19 protein-coding genes are annotated in these 19,556 nt (G+C 60.7%); 8 read left to right on the forward strand and 11 right to left on the reverse strand.

All coding sequences use genetic code 11. The annotated features are described in order from the left end of the window. The first annotated feature begins 134 nt into the window (after positions 1–134). Entirely contained in the window at positions 135–1,379 is a 1,245-nt protein-coding gene (locus DFR37_RS07330) for a flavin-dependent oxidoreductase (protein WP_113932582.1), read from the forward strand. Here the strand turns inward: DFR37_RS07330 and DFR37_RS07335 are convergent. From DFR37_RS07335 to DFR37_RS07345, 3 genes are read right to left on the reverse strand one after another with little or no spacing between them, the layout of a single operon-like run. Continuing rightward, positions 1,372–2,193, reverse strand: a complete 822-nt coding sequence (locus tag DFR37_RS07335; protein ID WP_113932583.1) for a TatD family hydrolase — start codon at positions 2,191–2,193, stop codon at positions 1,372–1,374. The two genes, DFR37_RS07330 and DFR37_RS07335, sit on opposite strands and share 8 nt — an antisense overlap. 9 nt (positions 2,194–2,202) lie before the next feature. Beyond that, positions 2,203–2,901: an ABC transporter ATP-binding protein gene (locus DFR37_RS07340; RefSeq protein WP_113932584.1), complete on the reverse strand. Its 699-nt coding sequence runs from the start codon at positions 2,899–2,901 to the stop codon at positions 2,203–2,205. Beyond that, complete coding sequence (locus DFR37_RS07345) at positions 2,894–4,165, reverse strand: lipoprotein-releasing ABC transporter permease subunit (protein WP_113932585.1); 1,272 nt, start codon at positions 4,163–4,165, stop codon at positions 2,894–2,896. The genes DFR37_RS07340 and DFR37_RS07345 overlap by 8 nt, the downstream gene beginning before the upstream one ends. 42 nt (positions 4,166–4,207) lie before the next feature. Here DFR37_RS07345 and DFR37_RS07350 point away from each other — a divergent pair, with 42 nt between their 5' ends. Continuing rightward, complete coding sequence (locus DFR37_RS07350) at positions 4,208–5,155, forward strand: hypothetical protein (RefSeq protein WP_113932586.1); 948 nt, start codon at positions 4,208–4,210, stop codon at positions 5,153–5,155. After that, positions 5,137–6,849 carry a single-stranded-DNA-specific exonuclease RecJ gene (gene recJ, locus DFR37_RS07355; RefSeq protein WP_113932860.1) on the forward strand — a complete coding sequence of 571 codons (1,713 nt, stop codon included), beginning with the start codon at positions 5,137–5,139 and terminating at the stop codon, positions 6,847–6,849. Before DFR37_RS07350 ends, recJ begins: the two co-directional genes overlap by 19 nt. A 31-nt stretch (positions 6,850–6,880) precedes the next feature. On the opposite strand, the gene DFR37_RS07360 is transcribed toward recJ, so the two are convergent. Then, on the reverse strand, positions 6,881–7,531 hold the full coding sequence (locus DFR37_RS07360) for a DsbA family oxidoreductase (protein WP_113932587.1): 651 nt from the start codon (positions 7,529–7,531) through the stop codon (positions 6,881–6,883). A 232-nt stretch (positions 7,532–7,763) separates the two neighbouring features. Between DFR37_RS07360 and DFR37_RS07365 the strand changes: the two genes are divergently transcribed. Then, positions 7,764–8,168: an Hsp20/alpha crystallin family protein gene (locus DFR37_RS07365; RefSeq protein WP_113932588.1), complete on the forward strand. Its 405-nt coding sequence runs from the start codon at positions 7,764–7,766 to the stop codon at positions 8,166–8,168. 118 nt (positions 8,169–8,286) lie between these two features. Further along, the gene (lon, locus tag DFR37_RS07370) at positions 8,287–10,623 is read left to right on the forward strand and encodes an endopeptidase La (RefSeq protein WP_211317231.1); all 2,337 of its coding nucleotides are present in this window, start codon (positions 8,287–8,289) and stop codon (positions 10,621–10,623) included. Here lon and DFR37_RS07375 read toward each other — a convergent pair. The 3 genes from DFR37_RS07375 to DFR37_RS07385 are packed head-to-tail and all read right to left on the reverse strand — an operon-like array spanning position 10,607 to position 14,376. Beyond that, complete coding sequence (locus DFR37_RS07375) at positions 10,607–11,554, reverse strand: 3-hydroxyacyl-CoA dehydrogenase NAD-binding domain-containing protein (RefSeq protein ID WP_113932590.1); 948 nt, start codon at positions 11,552–11,554, stop codon at positions 10,607–10,609. The two genes, lon and DFR37_RS07375, sit on opposite strands and share 17 nt — an antisense overlap. 30 nt (positions 11,555–11,584) lie before the next feature. Beyond that, on the reverse strand, positions 11,585–12,505 hold the full coding sequence (locus DFR37_RS07380; protein ID WP_113932591.1) for a helix-turn-helix transcriptional regulator: 921 nt from the start codon (positions 12,503–12,505) through the stop codon (positions 11,585–11,587). A gap of 17 nt (positions 12,506–12,522) precedes the next feature. Next, the gene (locus tag DFR37_RS07385; protein WP_242341757.1) at positions 12,523–14,376 is read right to left on the reverse strand and encodes a feruloyl-CoA synthase; all 1,854 of its coding nucleotides are present in this window, start codon (positions 14,374–14,376) and stop codon (positions 12,523–12,525) included. Positions 14,377–14,639: 263 nt separating this feature from the next. Between DFR37_RS07385 and DFR37_RS07390 the strand changes: the two genes are divergently transcribed. Next, positions 14,640–15,257, forward strand: a complete 618-nt coding sequence (locus tag DFR37_RS07390) for an LON peptidase substrate-binding domain-containing protein (protein WP_113932592.1) — start codon at positions 14,640–14,642, stop codon at positions 15,255–15,257. Positions 15,258–15,295: 38 nt separating this feature from the next. Here DFR37_RS07390 and DFR37_RS07395 read toward each other — a convergent pair whose 3' ends face one another. Continuing rightward, the gene (locus tag DFR37_RS07395; protein ID WP_242341756.1) at positions 15,296–16,135 is read right to left on the reverse strand and encodes a ferritin-like domain-containing protein; all 840 of its coding nucleotides are present in this window, start codon (positions 16,133–16,135) and stop codon (positions 15,296–15,298) included. A 244-nt stretch (positions 16,136–16,379) separates the two neighbouring features. On the opposite strand from DFR37_RS07395, the gene DFR37_RS07400 reads away from it, so the two are divergent. Further along, positions 16,380–16,934: a hemerythrin domain-containing protein gene (locus DFR37_RS07400; RefSeq protein WP_113932594.1), complete on the forward strand. Its 555-nt coding sequence runs from the start codon at positions 16,380–16,382 to the stop codon at positions 16,932–16,934. A gap of 413 nt (positions 16,935–17,347) precedes the next feature. Further along, positions 17,348–17,605 (forward strand): translation initiation factor IF-1, encoded by a 258-nt coding sequence (gene infA, locus DFR37_RS07405; RefSeq protein ID WP_113932595.1) that lies wholly within the window; start codon positions 17,348–17,350, stop codon positions 17,603–17,605. Positions 17,606–17,621: 16 nt separating this feature from the next. Here the strand turns inward: infA and DFR37_RS07410 are convergent, their stop codons facing one another. From DFR37_RS07410 to thiM, 3 genes are read right to left on the reverse strand one after another with little or no spacing between them, the layout of a single operon-like run. Further along, entirely contained in the window at positions 17,622–18,140 is a 519-nt protein-coding gene (locus tag DFR37_RS07410; protein ID WP_113932596.1) for a SixA phosphatase family protein, read from the reverse strand. Positions 18,141–18,190: 50 nt separating this feature from the next. After that, a complete protein-coding gene (thpR, locus tag DFR37_RS07415; RefSeq protein WP_170139851.1) occupies positions 18,191–18,721 on the reverse strand; it encodes an RNA 2',3'-cyclic phosphodiesterase in 531 nt (176 codons plus the stop codon). Then, positions 18,718–19,554 carry a hydroxyethylthiazole kinase gene (gene thiM, locus DFR37_RS07420; protein ID WP_379881371.1) on the reverse strand — a complete coding sequence of 279 codons (837 nt, stop codon included), beginning with the start codon at positions 19,552–19,554 and terminating at the stop codon, positions 18,718–18,720. Before thiM ends, thpR begins: the two co-directional genes overlap by 4 nt. Positions 19,555–19,556: the final 2 nt, after the last annotated feature.

Below are 19,556 nucleotides of genomic sequence, written 5' to 3' on the forward strand. Positions count from 1 at the left end.
GGGTTTCCCGCCGGGTGCAGACCGCCCTGCGCGACAAATCCGCGACAGCGGCTTGTACGTTCAGTTTGTTATTATCTGTTGCCCTGGAAAAGCTAACCAGGAAGAGCGACCAGCCTCATGAACGGGAGAACAACGTGAAAGTCATTATCGTAGGCGCAGGCATCGGCGGCCTGACCTTGGCCCTTATGCTGCACAAACGCGGCATCGAATGCGACGTCTACGAAAGCGTGCGCGAGATCAAGCCGCTGGGCGTAGGCATCAACCTGCTGCCGCATGCCGCCAACGAGATGAACCAACTGGGCCTGCTTGACGCGCTAAGTTCCAGGGCAGTGCTTACTTCAGCCCTGCACTATTACAACAAGCACGGCCAGACAATTTGGCAAGAGCCGCGCGGACTGGCTGCCGGCTATCCTGTGCCGCAACTGTCCATACACCGGGGCGAATTGCAAATGCTGTTGGCCAAGGCCGTGCAAGACCGCCTTGGCCAACAGCATTTGCATACCGGCATGTCGTTTGAAACGATGGAGCAAAACGATGCCGGTATCGTTGCCACCTTCCATGACCGCAACAACGACCGTCGCGAACAGGTTCGCGCCGATGTGCTTATCGGTGCCGACGGCATCCATTCCGCCGTGCGCAAAATGTTCTACCCGCAAGGCGACAAGTTCCGCTTTTCGGGCCGCATCCTGTGGCGCGCAATTACCCTGGCAGACCCATACCTGGATGGCAAAACCATGTTCATGGCCGGCTATCAAGACCAGAAGTTCGTCGCCTACCCGCTTGCGTCAAGCGCTGCCGACGGCGGCAAGGCGCCCATCAACTGGATTGCCGAACTCAAGGTCGACGCCCATGACCTGCCGGCCACCGACTGGAACCGCATGGTCGACAAATCGGTTTTCGCGGATGCCTTCAAGTCGTGGAAATGGGACTGGATAGATATTCCCGCCCTCATCGACGGCGCCCAGACCATTTACGAATTCCCGCTGGTCGACAAAGACCCCTTGCCGCGCTGGTCGCATGGCAGCGCCTCGCTTATCGGCGATGCCGCCCATCCGCTCTATCCGATCGGTTCCAACGGCTCGGCCCAGGCTATCCTGGACGCACGCCACATGGCCGACAAACTCCAGGAAGTCCAGGCCAAGGGCCAGAAAAGCATCGAGCTGGCGCTCAAGGAATACGAGGCCGACCGCCTGCCCACGACGACAGGCATCATCTTGAAAAACCGCCTCAATGGTCCCGAGCAGGTCATGCAGCTGGCGCACGAGCGCGCACCGGGCGGCTTCAAGCATATCCACGATGTCGTCCCTGAAAGCGAGCTCCAGGAAATTTCGCTGCGCTACAAGCGTGCGGCGGGCTTCGATCCCAAGGCGCTCAAGTAGCCGTCAAGCCTGCGGCCAGGCGCGGCAGCACCCGGCGCGCATTGGTCGCTAGCGCATCATCCAGTTGCACGCGCGGCAGCGCGCGCAACTCGGACAACACATCGGCGATACCTGCCACCTGCGCCGGCTCGTTGCGCCGCGACGGCGTCTGCTTCGTTCCCAGCCATGCGGGCGGTATATCGGGCGCGTCCGTTTCCAGCACCAGCGCCTCCAGCGGCAAGCGCGTTGCCAGGCGCCGTATTTGCAGCGACCGCTCGAATGTCATGGCCCCGCCCAAGCCCAGTGCGAAACCCTGATCAATGAACTGCGCCGCCTGCTGAAAACTGCCGTTGAACGCGTGCGCCAGGCCGCCTATATGCGACCGGTGGCGCAAATGCTTGAGCAGCACGTCTTGCGAGCGGCGCACATGCAGCAACACCGGCAAGTCGTAATGCAAAGCCAGATCCAGCTGTGCGGTGTAGTACATTTCCTGCCTGGCGCGCATGGCCGGCTCGGCCAGGGCAGGTATGAAAAAATCCAGCCCTATCTCGCCTATGGCGACAAAGCGCGGATCGCCGAGCGAAGCCTTGATCTGCGCATCAAGAACCAGCAGATCGGACTCGTCCGCCTGCGGCACAAAGATGGGATGTATGCCCAGTGCATAAAAGCCGCCCGAAAAAGAATGCGCCAGGCTGCGTACCGTGTCGAAATTGGCACGCTCCACCGAAGGGATCACAACGGCTCTGACGCCCGCGCTTTGCGCACGGGCTATGACCTGCGTCCTGTCCTCATTGAACTCGGACGCATCCAGATGGCAATGCGTATCGATCAGCATAAGTTGATGCTACACCTCCGTATCGACCAGGCATCCTTTGTCCATGAACAATTGCCGGTGCGCCAGAATGGCCAGCGCGGGATCGTGCGTGACGATGGCGAACGCCGTGCCGAATTCCTTATTGACGCGTACCAGCAGTTCGAACATGCTTTCAGCAGTGTAACGGTCCAGGTTGCCTGTGGGTTCGTCGGCCAGCACGCAAGCCGGACGCGTAACCAGCGCACGCGCCAAGGCCACCCGTTGGCGTTCCCCGCCCGACAACTGCCCTGGAAAATGATGCTCGCGCGCGCCCAGCCCCACCTGAGCCAGCACGTCCCGTGCCTGCTCGCGCGCCTGCTTGCGATTATCGCCGCGCACGATCAGGGGCATGGCCACATTGTCCAGGGCCGAAAACTCCATCAGCAGGTGGTGGAACTGATAGACAAAGCCCAGGCTGCGGTTGCGCATGCGGCTGCGTTCGGTTTCGGAAAGCCCGGCGGCGCACTGGCCGTCGACATAGACCGATCCCGAGCTGGGCTCATCGAGCAGGCCCAGGGTATGCAGCAAAGTGCTTTTACCCGAACCCGAGGCCCCCACAATGGCCACCATCTCGCCGCGCGCGACATGCAGGCTGACATCGCGCAGCACGTGAATCGGCGCGCCGCCTTCGTCATAGGACTTGACCAGGTTCCTGGCAGCCAATACATGGTTGGATTCGACTTCAGTCATGGCGCAGCACCTGTGCGGGTTGAAGGCGGGAAGCCCGCCAACTGGGGTAAAGCGTAGCCAGCAAGGACAACACCAAAGAGGTCACCGCAATAGCGATGATGTCGGACGACTGCGGGTTGGAAGGCAGTTCGCTGATGAAATAGATTTGCTGGGGCAAAAACTGTACGCCCAGCATGCGCTCGATGAACGGCACAATGACATCAATGTTATAGGCCAGCAGCATGCCCAGGCCCACCCCAAGCAGAGTACCCACCACGCCTATCAGCGAGCCTTGCACCAGAAAGATGCGTGCTATCTCTGCGGGTGTCGAGCCCAGCGTGCGCAAGATGGCGATGTCGGACTGCTTGTCCTTGACCGCCATGACCAACGACGACAGAAGATTGAAGGCCGCCACCGCGACGATCAAGGCAAGAATGAGAAACATCATGCGCTTTTCGGTCTGGACGGCGGCAAACCATGTTCGATTGCTTTGCGTCCAGTCGCTGGCACGCACATACGGCGGCATGGTGGTCCTCAGTTCGCTTGCAACGACGGGCGCTTTTTGCATGTCGGCGATACGCAGCCGCACCCCGCTGGTGCCGCCATCGCGAAACACTTTGGCCGCGTCCTCGTAATTCACAAAAGCCAGGGAAGCGTCGTATTCGTAATAGCCAGAGGAAAAAATGCCGACAACCGTGAACTGGCGCATCCGCGGCGTGAATCCGGCGGGCGAAATCGACCCTTGCGGAGCCAGTACCATCAGCGTGTCGCCCACGCTCACGCCCAGGGTGCCGGCCAGTTGATTACCCAGCACGATGCCGAAGCCGCCGGCCGTCAAGGCATCGAGCCGGCCTTCCGTCATTTGCTGGTTGATGTCCGAAACCGCATGTTCAAGCTTTGCATCGATGCCCCGGATTTGCGCTCCGCTGAGGGCGTCGCCGCGCGCCAGCATGGCCTGCGCCGCCACAAAGGGCGCCGCGCCCTTGACCTCGGGGTTCTTTTCGGCGTCCTGGGCCAATTGCTGCCAATGCTGCAAGACTTGCTCGGGGGCAGCGCGCGGTACATAGAGTTCGATATGCGGCAGCACCGAAAGCATGCGGTCGCGCACCTGAGTCTGAAAACCGTTCATGACCGACAGCACCACGATAAGCGCGGCCACGCCCAGGGCGATGCCGGCCATGGAGGTCGCCGCAATGAACGACACAAAGCGGTCGCGGCGTAAGCGTAGGCCCCGGCCGCGCGCCAGGCCCGCATAGCGCGCCCCTATCCAGAATTCATAAGACATTATTGTTAAGCCACCGTTTCACATTAACACTACAATCAAAGTATGCAAATCGTACTACCCGGCGCGCTGCCCGACCCAAACGCAGCATCCGCGCTACTTCCCCATGTTCTGGAAACGGCACCAACACTGGCACGCTGGCTACAGCAAGGCCATGCCTCCGTGCATGCCGCCGATCCCGCGGCCGCGGGATGCACGCCACTGGAGCAATGGCTGTTGCAGTCCAGAGACTACACCAAACGCGATGGACAGAATCTTAGCGCAGGTTTGGGCCCCTTATGGGCAAATAACGCAAATAACGTTACGCAACGTGACCGGCCCGTCTGGCTGGCCGAGCTCGTACATGTCTCGCCCTCGCGCGATGGCGCGGTATTGCTGCCCGCCAAAGAGCTGGATATAAGCCCACAGCACAACGCCGCCCTGTTTGAATCGGCACAAGCGCTATTCGAAGGCACCGGCTTTGCGTTGCAACCCGACAGTACGGCACGCTGGCGCATTTATTTGCCGTCCGATTTTGCGCCGCGCTGCGCCAGCCCGGCGCTGGTCAGCATCACATCGGTCAACGAATGGTGGCCCCAGGACTTGCAATCCCGTCCGTGGCGCCGCCTGCTTAATGAATTGCAGATGCTGTGGTACGACCATCCGGTTAACGCCGAACGCTATGCTGCCGGACTGGTGCCGGTCAACAGTCTATGGCTGTTCGGCGGCGCCAGTCCCGACCAGCTGGGCAGCGCGGCCGCCGCACCGGCGCAAATTCATGAACACCTGCTGGCGCCCAGTCTTGCGCAGGATTGGGGCGGCTGGATAGCCGCCCTTGCCGAACTGGAGCAAACCGTTTTCAAGCCTTTGGCCGGGACATCTCCCGCGCCCAAAATAGTCCTTCTGGGGCGCGACCGCAAAGCCGAAATCGCGCCTCGTCCGAAAAGCCTGTTAAGCCGGCTTTTGCCGCAACGCAATCAAGCATGGAGAACCTGGTGGTCGTCCCAAAGCTAAGTACCCGTCCCTCGTACCCTGAAGCCGCCCGCGCTCTGGAAGTTGCGGGCATCCACCCGCTATTGGCGCGACTCTGGGCTGCGCGCGGCGTCAAACAGGCCACCGAGACCCAGCTTAAATGGTCGGCGCTGATTCCCCCCGGCCAGCTTACCCAGGGCGAACAGGCGGCTGCCGTACTGGCCGACGCCATCGGCGCACGCAAGCGCCTGCTTATCATCGCCGATTACGATTGCGACGGTGCAACAGCCTGTGCAGTCGGCATACGGGCGCTGCGGGCCATGGGCGCCGATGTCGACTTCCTGGTGCCCAATCGCTTTGAAACGGGCTACGGGCTGTCTCCCGAGGTCGTCAAGCTGGCTGCGGCGCACGCCGCCGGCAAACCCGACATCCTGATTACCGTCGATAACGGAATAGCCAGCGTCGACGGCGTCCAGGCTGCCATGGACGCCGGCATGCAGGTCGTGGTTACCGACCACCACCTGCCGGGCGACACCCTGCCCGCCGCGCTGGCCATCGTCAATCCCAACCAGCCCGGCTGCGGATTTCCATCCAAGAACCTGGCTGGCGTCGGCGTCATCTTTTACCTGATGCTGGCGCTGCGCGCCGAACTGCGCCGGCGCGGCGTCTTTACACCCGACGGCGGACCTCGCCTGGACAACCTGGCCGACCTGGTGGCGCTGGGCACCGTGGCGGACGTCGTCAAGCTGGATGCCAACAACCGTCTGCTGGTTACCCAGGGCCTGCAAAAAATGCGCTCGGGCCGGATGCAAGCGGGCCTGCGCGCCTTGTTTGCGGTGGCCGCGCGCGAACCGCGCGAGGCCAGCGCCTTCGACCTGGGTTTCGCCCTGGGCCCGCGCATCAATGCGGCCGGCCGCCTGGCCGACATGAGCCTGGGCATCAACTGCCTGATCACCGACGACGATATCCTGGCGCTGCAACTGGCCCGCCAGTTGGACGAGATGAATCAGCAGCGCCGAGGCATTGAAACCACCATGCGCGAGGAAGCCCTGGCCTCCATCGACCAAAGCGACCCCGTCATCAAGGCCTCGGTGTGCGTCTACCACCCCGACTGGCACCAGGGCGTGGTGGGCCTGGTCGCCTCGCGCCTGAAAGAAACCTACTGGCGCCCAACCCTGGCTTTTGCCCGTTCGGCTACCGGCGAACTGCGCGGGTCGGGCCGCTCCATTCCCGACGTGCATCTGCGCGATGTGCTGGATCTGGTTTCCAAACGCAATCCCGGCATTATTCTCAAGTTCGGCGGCCACGCCATGGCGGCGGGCCTTACCCTCAGGGAAGACGCTTACGCGCAGTTCATCGAAAGCTTCGACGCCGCGGTCCAGGAGCTAAGCGGACAGTCCAGCTTCGACCCTGTCATCGAAACCGACGGCGGCCTTGAAAGCGGCTACGCCAATGCCGAAGTTGCCGAACTGCTGCAACAGCAAGTGTGGGGCGCCGGCTTTCCGGCGCCGATTTTTCGCGATACCTTTTTCGTTCGCCAGCAGCGCATGCTGAAGGACAAGCACCTGAAGCTTAGCCTGGAGCGGGGCCACCAGCGCTTCGACGCTATATGGTTCAACCATGCGCAGATGCTGCCTGAATATATCGACGCGGCTTACCGGCTGGATCGCAATGTATGGAACGGCCGGGTTTCAGCCCAGCTTATTATCGAATACGCGGGCCAGGCCGAACAATAAAGACGCGGCTTGGCGCAGCCCCCCAAGAGGCTTATTCTTCAGGGCCTTGCCCGGCAATTTGGCGCAAGGCCTGCTCGAACACTTCGGGCGGCTGGCCGCCCTGTATAAGGTGCTTGCCGTTGATGATGATGGCCGGCACCGAATTGATGCCGTGATTCAGATAATACTGTTCGCGCTCGCGCACCTCGGTGGCGTAGGCGCCGGACGAGAGAATTTCCTGGGCCAGCGCGGCGTCCAGGCCGGCTTCGACGGCCAGACGCACCAGCACCTGGTGCGAGCTGGGGTCTTCGCCATTGCCATGGTAGGCCTGCAGCAAAGCGCGCTTTAATTCCACCTGGCGGCCCTCGAGCTCGGCCCAGTGCAACAGGCGGTGGGCGTCGAAAGTATTGTAAATACGATGGCGCGCGCCGAATTTAAATCCCACGCCCTCGCCGCGCGCGCGAATGGCTGCTTGCGTTTGCGCGATCTGGTCTGGGGTAGAGCCGTATTTCTCGGCCAGATGCTCGATGATTTCCTGACCTTCGGAGGGCATTTGCGGATTCAGTTCGAAGGGCTGGAAGTGCAAATCAACCCGCACTTCGTCCTTGAGCCGATCCAATGCGCTTTCCAGCGAGCCAAAGCCGATAGCGCACCATGGGCAAGAAACGTCGGATACGAAATCGATTTTTAGCTGGGCGGTCATGAAACACCTTTAACAGGACGGAGCAATGCACAAAGCTGTGCCGCGAAGACCTACGGGGCAAAGTATACGAATGCCGCGCCTCGATTGCAACGGATCTCTTTTGCTTCTAATATTAATCCTGTAAGGCGAGAAACGACGCGGGCAATATGCATGCGGTACCGCCATTCTTTTGCAGCACCGGCACCTCCAATCCGCGCCGCCGCGCTCGCGCCCAATGACAAGGATGCAATCCATGACATATCGCAAGCCGGCCAGCACCATGTGGGCCGAAGCAGTCACCATGCTCGAGCAAGCCGACCGCCTGCACCGGCAATTCTTCCGGCTGGCCCAAGGCCCCGCGCGCGGCCCCACCTGGGAACCCCCCGCCGATATCTTCGAAACAGACAGCCAGCTTACCGTGCTGGTCGCACTGCCTGGCGTTGCGCCCGACCAAGTCAAGGTCGTCATCGAAAACGGCTACCTGGGCGTCGTGGGCGAACGCCCCATGCCGGCGCCCGCCATGGCCCATATCCGGCGCATTGAAATCCCCTACGGACGATTCGAACGGCGCATAGAGCTTCCCGCCGGACAATTTCAGATCCGCGAATCCACGCTCGCGCACGGATGCCTGGTGCTCAGTTTGCTCAAACTGGCATAACACTTGGCCAACACGAGGTTCTGCCATGCAAAGCAAAGAAACTGAATCTGCCGATACACTCAAAGCCCCGGCCAATGTACCGGCCAAAGCGGGACATGACGAGGCCCAGGCTCCTGCAATGCCCGACCTTCCCGATGATGCTTTGATTATCATTCCGGTGCGCAACCTGGTGCTGTTTCCGCAACTGGTCGTGCCGATCAGCATCGGGCGCGAAAATTCGGTGCGCGCAGCGCAAGAAGCGGCCCGGGCGGGCCGCCGGATCGGCGTGCTGCTGCAACGCGAATCAGACAAAGAAGACCCCGACGGCGACGCTTTGTACAGGGTCGGCACAGCCGCCAGCATCCTGCGCTACGTCACTACCGCCGATGGCGCGCACCATGTCGTGTGCCAGGGCGAGCAGAGGTTTCGCGTTGAAGAATTCCTGAAGGACTATCCCTACCTAGTTGCCCGCGTAAAGCTGTTCGACGAGCCGCAAACCGAAAGCCCCGAAATCGACGCCCGCATGCTGCAGCTCAAGGCGCGCACGGGCGACATCCTGCAACTGCTGCCGCAAGCCCCGGCCGAACTGGCGGGCACGGCGCAAAACATCACTTCGCCATCGATCCTTGCCGACTTTGTCGCCGGCTTCATGGACATCAAGCCGACCGAAAAACAAGACATCCTCGAAACCTTCGATCTGCTTAAACGCCTTGATAAAGTGCTGGGCTTTCTGGTGCATTTCATCGAGGTCCTGCGCATCAGCCACGACATCGACCAGGAAACCAAAGAGCGTTTCGAAGACCGGCAACGCGAAGTCCTGCTGCGCGAGCAACTGAAAACCATACAGAAGCAACTGGGCGAAACCGAAGGCAACACCGCCGAGATCGAGGAGATCGAAAACAACATCGCCAAGGCCAATATGCCCGACGAAGTCGCCGCCACGGCCCGCAAAGAATTGCGGCGGCTCCAGCATATGTCCGATGCATCGGGCGAATACTCCATGCTGCGCACCTACCTGGACTGGCTCACCGAACTGCCCTGGTCGGTGCACAGCGACGACCGCATCGATATCGCGCAAGCGCGCGAGATCCTCGATAAAGACCACTATGGTCTGCAGAAAATCAAACGGCGCATCCTGGAGTACCTGGCCGTGCGCAAGCTTAATCCCCAAGGGAAAAGCCCCATCCTGTGCTTCGTGGGCCCTCCGGGCGTAGGCAAGACATCCCTGGGCCAAAGCATTGCCAAAGCCACCGGTCGCAAGTTCGGCCGGCTGGGGCTGGGCGGCGTTCACGACGAAGCCGAGATCCGCGGCCACCGGCGCACCTATATCGGCGCCCTGCCCGGCAATATCATTCAGGCCATACACAAGGCCGGCTCAAACAACTGCGTCCTGATGCTCGACGAAGTCGACAAGCTGGGCAACGGCATCCAGGGCGACCCTTCCGCCGCCTTGCTTGAAGTACTCGACCCCGAACAAAACCACGCTTTCCGCGACAACTACCTGGCCGTGCCCTTCGACTTGTCGCAGGTGTTTTTCATTACCACCGCGAACGTACTCGATACGATTCCCAGCCCCTTGCGCGACCGCATGGAAATCATCCAGCTGCTGGGCTACACCGAAGAAGAAAAAACCCAGATCGCACTGCGCTACCTGGTGGCGCGTCAACTGAAAGCCAATGGCCTGACACCCGAACAATGCAGCATCAGCGAAGCAGCGATCCGCAGCATCATCCATTCATACACGCGCGAAGCCGGCGTGCGCAATCTCGAGCGGGAAATCGGCAGCGCCTTCCGGCACGCCGCCATGCGCATTGCCGAAGGCACTGCCGAACAAGTACATATCGGCGAAGAAGATTTGCACGCCATCCTGGGGCCCAAAAAATTCGAAAGCGAACTGGCCATGCGCACCAGCTTGCCGGGGGTCGCAACCGGCCTGGCCTGGACGCCCGTCGGAGGCGACATACTGTTTATCGAGGCCAGCCGCGCGCCGGGCTCCGGCAAGCTCATCCTGACTGGCCAATTGGGCGATGTCATGAAAGAAAGCGCCCAGGCCGCCCTTACCCTGCTCAAGTCGCATGCCAGCCGCCTGCACATCGACGAAAAGGCCTTCGACCATAGCGACATTCATGTGCATATACCCGCCGGCGCCATTCCCAAAGACGGCCCCAGCGCCGGCGTTGCCATGTTCGTCGCCCTGGCTTCGCTGATGACCGACATTCCCGTACGCAGCGACTGCGCCATGACAGGCGAAATCAGCCTGCGCGGGCTGGTACTGCCTATCGGCGGCGTCAAAGAAAAGGTGTTGGCCGCCTTGCAGGCGGGAATAAAAACGGTGTTGCTGCCCGTCCGCAACAAGAAAGACCTCGAGGACATTCCCCCCGAAGCCCAAAGCCAGCTAGAATTCATCTTCCTGGAAAACGTCCAGGACGCGATTGCGGCCGCCCTCGAAAGCCAGCCCGTCAAGGCAGCGACGTAGCCCTGGATTTTGCCGCCACCAGATCGACCAGCAGGCGGTCGCGCTCGGCTTCGAAGCCGCCCTCGTCCAGGTCCCGCAGCAAGGCGCGCACGCCTTGCGCCACCTTTGCCTTGAGTTCCGGCGTCATCGAAGGCGACCCCAGGTCGTCCCACCAGCTTTCTATGGGGCCGCCCAAGTGATCCAGCAAATGCTCGATGCCGCCCGCTCCGCCCGAAAGATGCAGGTTCAGGAATGGACCCAGCAAGGCCCAGCGCAGGCCGGGTCCGTGAGCTATTGCTATGTCGATGTCCTGCACGCTGGCGACCCCTTGATCGACCAGGTGGAAGGCTTCGCGCCACAATGCGGCCTGGAGGCGATTGGCGATATGGCCCTTGACCTCCTTGCGCGGGTGTATGGGGCGCTTGCCGATTCCAGCATAAAAGCTCATGGCCTGCTCGACGGCCTGCGCCGAAGTGAGTTCGCCGCCAACCACTTCCACCAAAGGAATAAGGTGCGGAGGATTGAAGGGATGGCCAAGCACCACCCGGCCTGGAAAGCGGCATGCCGACTGCACCTTGCTCATCAACAGCCCCGACGAGCTGGATGCAAGAATGACCTCTTCGGGCAAGGCGCGGTCCATGCGCTGGAACAACTCCACCTTCAAGGCTTCGTTTTCGGGGCCATTTTCCTGCACGAAATCCGCGCCTTGCAGGGCGTCCTCGAGCACCGGATAAAAAGCCAGATTGTCCTGTGAGGCTTCGCTATGCAAGCCGATGGTTTCAAGGCTGGGCCATAGACGCGCGACACTTTCGCGCAAGCGCTGTTCGGCTCCGTCAGAGGGATCGGTGGCATTGACCTTCAGTCCGCAAGCCAGGAAATACGCTGTCCAGCTTGCGCCAATAACACCGGTTCCCACCACTGCCACTCGTTTTACCGCTTTGTTCTGGCTCATCTACGACCCTTTATTCATGTTGAGTGGAAATCACGCCGCACTGAGCGCCGGAAAATCGGTAAGCAGGCTTTCGCGGATAAGCGAAACCGCCCGCTGCGCCAGCTCGCCGATCGGCTTGTGCGTTGTATCGATGCTGGCGTGCGCAAGCGCGTATAGCTTTTGGCGAGCCTTCAAGGCGTCGACAATATTGCTCATGGCTTCCTTTTGCAGTTGCGGCGTCGCAATCCGGACATCGTGCTGGGCCATGACGCGCCGGAAATGCTCGTCCGGGTCGGCGTGCAGCCACACGCTGAAAAACGAATGCAGCAGCAGTTCGTAGGTGCCGGGTTCGACCACAATGCCGCCGCCTGTTGCCATGACCACTTCGGGATAAGTGCCGATGACGCGATCGAGGCAGCGGCGCTCCAGGCGCCTGAAGCCGGCCTGGCCGTAGATCGAAAAGATCTCGGTCAAGGACAGGCCCGCCTCTTTTTCGATTTCGGCATTGAGCTCTACAAAAGGAATATCAAGCCGGCTGGCGATCAGCGGACCCAGCGTCGATTTGCCCGCGCCGCGCAAACCGATAAGCGCAATGCGGCGTGTGGCCGCATCGTTGCTGTGCCGGTCGGCAAGGTGGCCGACCAGCCATTGGCGGATATCGCGCAATTGCGCCGCCGATTGCGGCTTCAGCAGTTCTGCGATGAGAGCGTAATCGGAGCCGTAGCGTTCGTCGTCGGCCAGCAGGTGGTCGGCCGGCAAATTAAGCGCCGCGGCAATTCGATACAACACGGCCAGGGAGATATTGCCGTCGCCTTTCTCCACCCTGGACAAATACGGCAAGGAAATATCAGACTCGGCAGCAAGCTGCTTCATGGTCATTGCCCGCGCGGCGCGTGCGGAACGAATCCGCTGTCCAAGGCGCAAGGACATTTCAGCGATCTCGCGGGGCGGCGTTGGCTTTTGCGCAATCATGGCTGGGGCCGGTCCGGTCACAAACGGATGACGTCCGGACCGGGTTGGCTTTCGTACAGGCTTTCTACCAGGGCCGCCCGGGCTTGAACCACGGCCCCTTGGTTGATATAGCCTTTATCGGTAATTTCGCCATCGTCCACCGACGGTGCGGTGGCCAGCAGCAAGGCACGGTCGGCGTAGGTGGAGCTGCCGCTGCTGGCCGCGTGCAATGCCCGCAAGCCATCCAGCACGCCCTGGCGCACGCTGGGGTGCGCCAGCACCTGTTCGAGCGGCGCCTGGGCGTCCAGCCCGGACACTTGGCGGCACGCCGCAATATTCGGGAAGACCAGGAAGCCCACTGAATCGCGGTCATGGCCGGTAACGACGATATCCTGCGCCAGCGGCGCCAGGCACTCGATGCCCTTTACCCGCAGCGTCCCTACGCTTACCCAGGTGGCGGTGGTCAGCTTGAAGTCCTCGGACACCCGGCCATCGAACATCAGCCCCGCTTCGGGTTTGTCGGGGTCGGCAAAACGCACGGCATCGCCGATAAGATAAAAACCTTCCTGGTCGAAAGCCTTGGCGGTTACTTCAGGCTGCTTGTAATAGCCCGGCGTGATGACGGGGCCCTTGACGCGCACCTCGAGCTTGCCGCTATTGGGCACGAGCTTCAAGGTCACGCCCGGCACGGGCAAACCAATAACCCCCGAGCGGTCGGCCTGGAAGTGGCAGTCGGTAGCCAGCGGCGATGTCTCGGTGGACCCCCAGGCCGTCACCATGGGAATCGCATGGCCCAGCTCCTGGCGCGACAGTTCGATCAAGCCGTCCCATAAATGCTGCGGCAATGCGGCGGCGGCATAGAAAATGACCTTGAGCTGCGAAAAGAACTGCCGGCGCAATTGCGCGTCGCTGCGCAGCACAGGCAAAAGCATATCGAACGCACGCGGCACATTCATATAAAGCGTCGGCGCGACATCGCGCAGATTGGCTATCGTAGCGTCGAACAGACCAGGCACCGGCTTGCCGCTATCAAGGTAAAAAGTGCCGCCGTGGACCAGGATAATATTGAAATTATGGTTGCTGCCGAATGTGTGATTCCATGGCAGCCAGTCCAGCAGCACAGGCGGCGTTTCGTTTAAAAAGGGCCAGACCTGGGACTTGGCCTGCTGGCTGGAACACAGCATGCGCTGCGTATTGATCACCCCTTTGGGGTAACCGGTCGATCCCGAGGTAAACAGGATTTTCGCCACGCTGTCGGGTGTGATGCCGTCGTAGGCTTGCTGCACCGCGGGCGCGTCGATGTCCTTCAGCAGGTCGCCAAATGCCAAGCCTTCGCCCGACGGCGCGGGATCGCTTTGGGCCACGACCAGGGTTGCGCGGTGCAAGCCTTCAAGCGCCTTGAGCGCAGGCCGAAAACGTTCGATGCCGCCGACATAAATGACATCGGGGTCGAGCCGCTGGATCAAGTTTTTAAGTTTGGCATAGTCCTTTGAAACCAGCGAATATGCCGGCGAGATGCTGGCGTACGGAACGCCCACATGCATGCAGGCCAACATAATCAATGCATGCTCGACACTATTGTCGGTGAGTACGCAAAACGGCCGGTCGGTGCGCACACCGCGTTTGATCAGCCAAGTACCGATGCGGTATACCTTTTCGAGGGCCTGGGCATACGTTACGCCTTCCCAATTTCCTGTGGCGGGGTTGCGCTCTTGAAGGAAGTCGCGGTCTGGCGCGGCGCGTGCCCAATGTTCGAGGTACTGGCCTATGCAACGGGCGTAGGGCTCAAGAGGCATGGGGTTTTCGACCAGGATGGAGCCGTCGGGACGGGGCGTGACGTTTACGGCGGGTGCGGCAAAAATTGCCGGAACTGCGGCTTGGGGGGAATTCACTACTGTCTCCGTGTTTTTCTAGAGTGGCCGGGACTATGCCCGAACGCATGCAAAGGATCTTTTAAAGCCCATTTTTACAAATACTATACGTAATATTTTTCATAAATACAATCTATAGTTTATATGGGGGTCCCTCTATCCCGGCCACATGATGCGCCATGGCCTGGCGGCCAGCGACGGCCTGAAGCTTTGAATGAGTTCGAAATCGCCCTGACGGTACAATTTCATAAAAGCCTAGTTCCATTCAACTCAAAGCCGGCAGGATGACAACGAAGACCCTACCCTTATTTCCGCTGGGCAGAGCGCTATTCCCCGACGGCGTTCTGCATTTGCGCATCTTCGAGGTGCGCTACCTGGACATGATCAAGAAGTGCCTTGACACCTCCGAGCCTTTTGGCGTCGTCCCTTTGCTTGAGGGCAAAGAGGTACGCAGCCCCGAAGGCGGCGAAGTCCTTGGCCGGGCCGGCACTATTGCCAAGATCGACGAATGGGTTGCGCTGACGCCTACCCTATTTCAATTGCGCTGCGTGGGCACCAGCCGCTTCCAGGTGCAGTCGTGCGAACAAGGCCAGTTCGGCTTATGGAGCGGCCAGGTCGCGCCCATGGCGGACGATCCAATCGTGGCTATCCCGAATACGCTGCAGCCCAGCGCCAACCGGCTGGGAAAACTTATTGCCGACCTTCAAAAAGACGGCACGCCGGCACCGGCCATGCCGATAGCGCCGCCCTTCCGGCTGGACGAGTGCGGCTGGGTGGCGAATCGATGGTGCGAGTTGCTGCCGCTTTCTCCGTTGCAACAGCAGCAAATGCTGATGCAGGAAGATCCCGCCGAGCGGCTGGCGCAAATACAGCTCGGCCTGGACAGCCAGGGCCTGCTATGAAGGGATAAGGATGCGCCGCGGCGGCGGCGCGTCCGGCGTCAGCGCATCAACCAGACCGATGCGCGCGCCAGGGGACCTTGTATTACATTGGACAGGCTTGCCGGAAGATTCAATGGCTTGAGCGTCATTTTTGCGGCCATCGAGATCGGATAATGGCGGCGCAGATCCTTGCCCAGCCGGTTACACAGTGTTTTAAAACCTGCTTTGCTGGCCTGCGCGCCATGTTGCGTGGCATAGGCATGCCATAGCGCGCATTCGGCGTCGGAATTGCGCGCTTCCATCACGCGCCGCCTGATGGCGCCGAACACGCGCATCCGGCCAGGCTGTTCTGTTTCCCGGTACTGGCGGAAATAACGATAAAAATGCTTGTAATGGCCGACCTCTTCGGCGCTGATGCGCGCCGCTATGCCGGCCAGCACCGGTTCGTCTGCCTGTTCGGACAAGGCATGATAAAACGTGGCCGTACCGGTTTCAACGACGCATCGAGCCACCATTTCCAGGCCTCTTGTGCGCTCGAATTCGTCTACCGTGCAAAGCTTTGAGTACTCAGCAAAGAACGACGCATAGGCGGCCTCCCAGTCGAAGTCCGGCCAGGCGTGCTGCACATACCCTTTCAACGCATGGCCGTGACGGACCTCTTCGTGCTGCCAATGCTGGCCAAGCCATTCCACTACCGGGGCGTCGCCTTCAAAATATTCAATAAGGTTCGAAGTGTACAGATCGGAAGCAATTTCAACGAACGAAGCTCCGGCAACCATATACAACAGGTCTTCGCGCCCCGAGAGCCGAGCCATGTCTATGGTTTCATAGGGAATGCGGTCAAGCCCCCAGCGCGGCGTTTCAGGAGTATGACCTTGCTTCATAACGGATGATGTCATGGGTGCACCTTGCATACTATTTCCTCCCGCTTTCGTCCTATTGTATGCCAGCGACGGCACTGCAACAATGGCGCCCGCATTGGGCTTGAGCCCAATGCATTAAAACTTTCCGTAACGGAAAAGGTATTCGGCAACACCCGCCGCATAAGGCTAAACTGGCTCAAGCGCCTGCCCGCGCCGCAGCCGCAACGCGCAAGCGCCGACGTATGCCCGCAGCACCGAAACGCAACCCAGGAGTATTGCCATGAGCACCAGTTTTCCGGGATTTTCCAGCCCTATGGCCGGCACCGATGCGCCGCTGGACATGCTGGCCGCCTGCCACACCCGCATCGAAAAGCAATGCACAACCCTTACCCGTCTCGTGCCCCATCTTGCAGAACACGGTGCGGACGAGCAAGCTGCTACCGCCGCACGTAACGTCATGCGCTATTTCGATACCGCGGCCCTCATGCATCACGCCGATGAAGAAGAAAACCTGTTCCCCGAGCTGCTCGATTCCATGGCCGGCTCCGATGCCGTGTGCCTGCGTGAACTGACTCAGACGCTGACCGCCGACCATCGACGGCTGGAAGCGGACTGGCGCCATCTGCGCCGTGCACTCGCCGAAATTGCCGAAGAACGCCCGGCCGAGCTTGCCGCCCAGGATGTTGCAGAGTTTGTTGAACGCTACGCCCGGCACCTGCAACGCGAGGACGAAGAACTATTCCCCATGGCGCAACGCCTTCTGGGCGACGATGCCCTCAAACGCCTCGGCCACGCCATGAGCGAACGGCGCGGCCCGGCCGCCCCTTCCGCCTAAAAAACCTTGACAATATCAAGCATTTAGCGTATCTTTTACTGGATATATATTAACTATATGCCTTTTGACTGCTTTGCCAGGTTCTAATTGGCAGTGGGCTTTTTGAGAAATTCCTTCATACTCACGGCTTGTTCCGCGTCTATTCGAACTTATAGCGCTGCGCCCATCAGGGTGGCGGCGCTGTTTAATTCATCAGCCAGCAAAGCACAACGGCCGCGCAAGCAGCATGCGTGCCGCTATTTTTATTTTCCCGTACTACGTCCTGGCGGGCGTAAAACTTCAGTGCGCTGTCCGGCATGCCCAACGGCCTGCCATGGCTAGCGCCTACCGCGATTCGCCGTTTGCGCCCGGCTTACAGCCGGCTTTGCACAGTGTGCAGGGCTTGGCCTCACCCTATTTAAGGAGCCCCATTTATGGCTAAAGAAGAACTACTGGAAATGCAAGGTTCAGTTACCGAGGTACTGCCTGATTCCCGCTTCCGGGTCTTGCTGGACAACGGCCACCCCATCATTGCCTACACCGGCGGAAAGATGCGCAAGCACCATATCCGTATTCTGGCGGGCGACAAGGTTACGCTTGAAATGTCGCCCTACGACCTCAGCAAAGGCCGGATCACGTTCCGCCATATCGCCGGCCGTCCTCCCATGACGCCCACCCGCCGCCACAATTAAAGCCTTGCAGCAGCGTTCAGCTGCGCGGCGCGGCAAACCGTTCCAAAGCGCCGGTTTGCTCTGCAATACTGTCCCAGCCGGCCACATCAAAATCAATCACAGCCAGGCTGGCGGGCGCAAATTCCTGTTGCAGGCGCGCGTAAGCGGTGCGCCCGCCCCGGCCCACTAAACTCAGCGCCAGCTTATGTAAGCCGGGGTTATGCCCCACCAACAGCACGGTAGCAGGCTCGGACGAAACCGACCGCAGCAGCTCCAGCAATGCATCGGCACGCGCTTCGTAGATGCGATCGTCGAAAATGGCGGGCACGACCGCCGGCAAAGCCTTCTGTATGGCGACCCAGGTTTCTCTGGTACGCCGCGCTCCAGAAACCAGCGCCAATGAGGGCAAAAAATTTTCCTGCGCAATATAAACACCCATTTCGCCAGCCTCGTGCTCGCCCGCGGCCGACAAAGGACGATCGTAGTCCCGGACATTCTGCGGGTGGCCCGCCTGCGCATGGCGCAGCAAAAGCAGGCGGCGAAACGTTGCGGTCATATTGCCTTCCTATAAATTGATCATTGAATCGTAAATCGGCAATCCGGTCGCTACCGGCTCGCCAGGATACGATAGCGTCCTTCGCCGGGCATGCTTTCGGACCGTGCCAGCACCAGCGAATATGCCGACCAAACTATAGGCGAAAAATCGGTCTCGGGCATAGTCTTGGCCTTGCGTGCCAACGTAATGTGCGGACGGAATGCGGTTTCCTGCTTGAAGACGATTCCACTTGCCCGCAGCGCCATGCTTAGGCTTAGCTGCAAGTCAAATAGCGCCTGCGGCACCGAGTTCATGCCGGCCCAGAGCAAATCCAGGCGCTTGAAGCAACCATACCGGTCCAGGACCAATGTCATGTCCGGACGCGACAAGCGGTTCAGCACCGACTCCAGCACCGGCAGCGCCTGGGCCGGCTGCTCGCCAAGGAACGCCAGCGTCAAGTGAAAGTCCTGGCGTTGCGTCTTTTTACCCGCCACGCCCGCCTGCAGGCCTTCGAGCTTTTCCGCCACCAACGCGTCCGGCCACAAGGCATAAAACAAACGATGCCGGCCGGGGCCGCGCGGCTCGGATGGCGCCGGGCTCATGCGCGGCGCACGTCCAGCTTCAGGCGCGCGGCAAACTCTTCGCGCGTCATCAGTTGCAAGCCGTCCAGCATGCACCATTGCAGCATGCCCACTCCTGCGCCGGCCGCCTGCGCCTTCTGCGCGGCCCATTCGCCCACCACTCCGAAATACGCCATGGCCGAGGCCGTGGCCCGCCACGCGTCCGGCTGCACAGCGGCAAATGCGCCCACCAATGCCGACGCGGAACAACCCATGCCTGTGACTCGCGTCATCCACTCATGCCCGTTGGACAGCGCCAGCCAGCGGCCTTTGGCATCGAGCACATGATCAACCAGCCCCGACACGCACACGACGCAACCGGCCGAGTGCGCCAGGCTGCGCGCGGCGTCGACGGCTTGATCGGACGTCGCCAGGCTTTCCACCCCTTTGGTGGCCGCCGCCAAGCCCGCTACGCTCATGATTTCGGACGCGTTGCCGCGGATGACCGTGGGCGTACCGGTTGCCAGCAACTCGCGCAATGCGGCATTGCGGTAGGGCGTCGCGCCCGCCCCGACAGGGTCCAGCACCACCGGTATGCCGCGTTCCTTGCCTGCCTCGAAGGCCATCTTCATGGAGGCTACCCAATACGGATCCAGGGTACCTATGTTCAGCACCAACGCCTGTGCAAGCCGCGCCATATCGCGCACTTCTTCGTGCGCGTGCGCCATGACGGGCGCCGCCCCCATGGCCAGCAAGGCATTGGCGTTGTAGTTGGTCACGACCGAATTGGTGATGCTGTGCACCAGCGGCGCGTGGTCGCGCACGGCAAGAACATCGGCCCAAACGGCATCGGCATCAAGCGCTGAATGATTCACAA

Origin of the sequence: Eoetvoesiella caeni (assembly GCF_003315175.1) — a bacterium.
In the GTDB taxonomy this organism is placed as follows: domain Bacteria; phylum Pseudomonadota; class Gammaproteobacteria; order Burkholderiales; family Burkholderiaceae_B; genus Eoetvoesia; species Eoetvoesia caeni.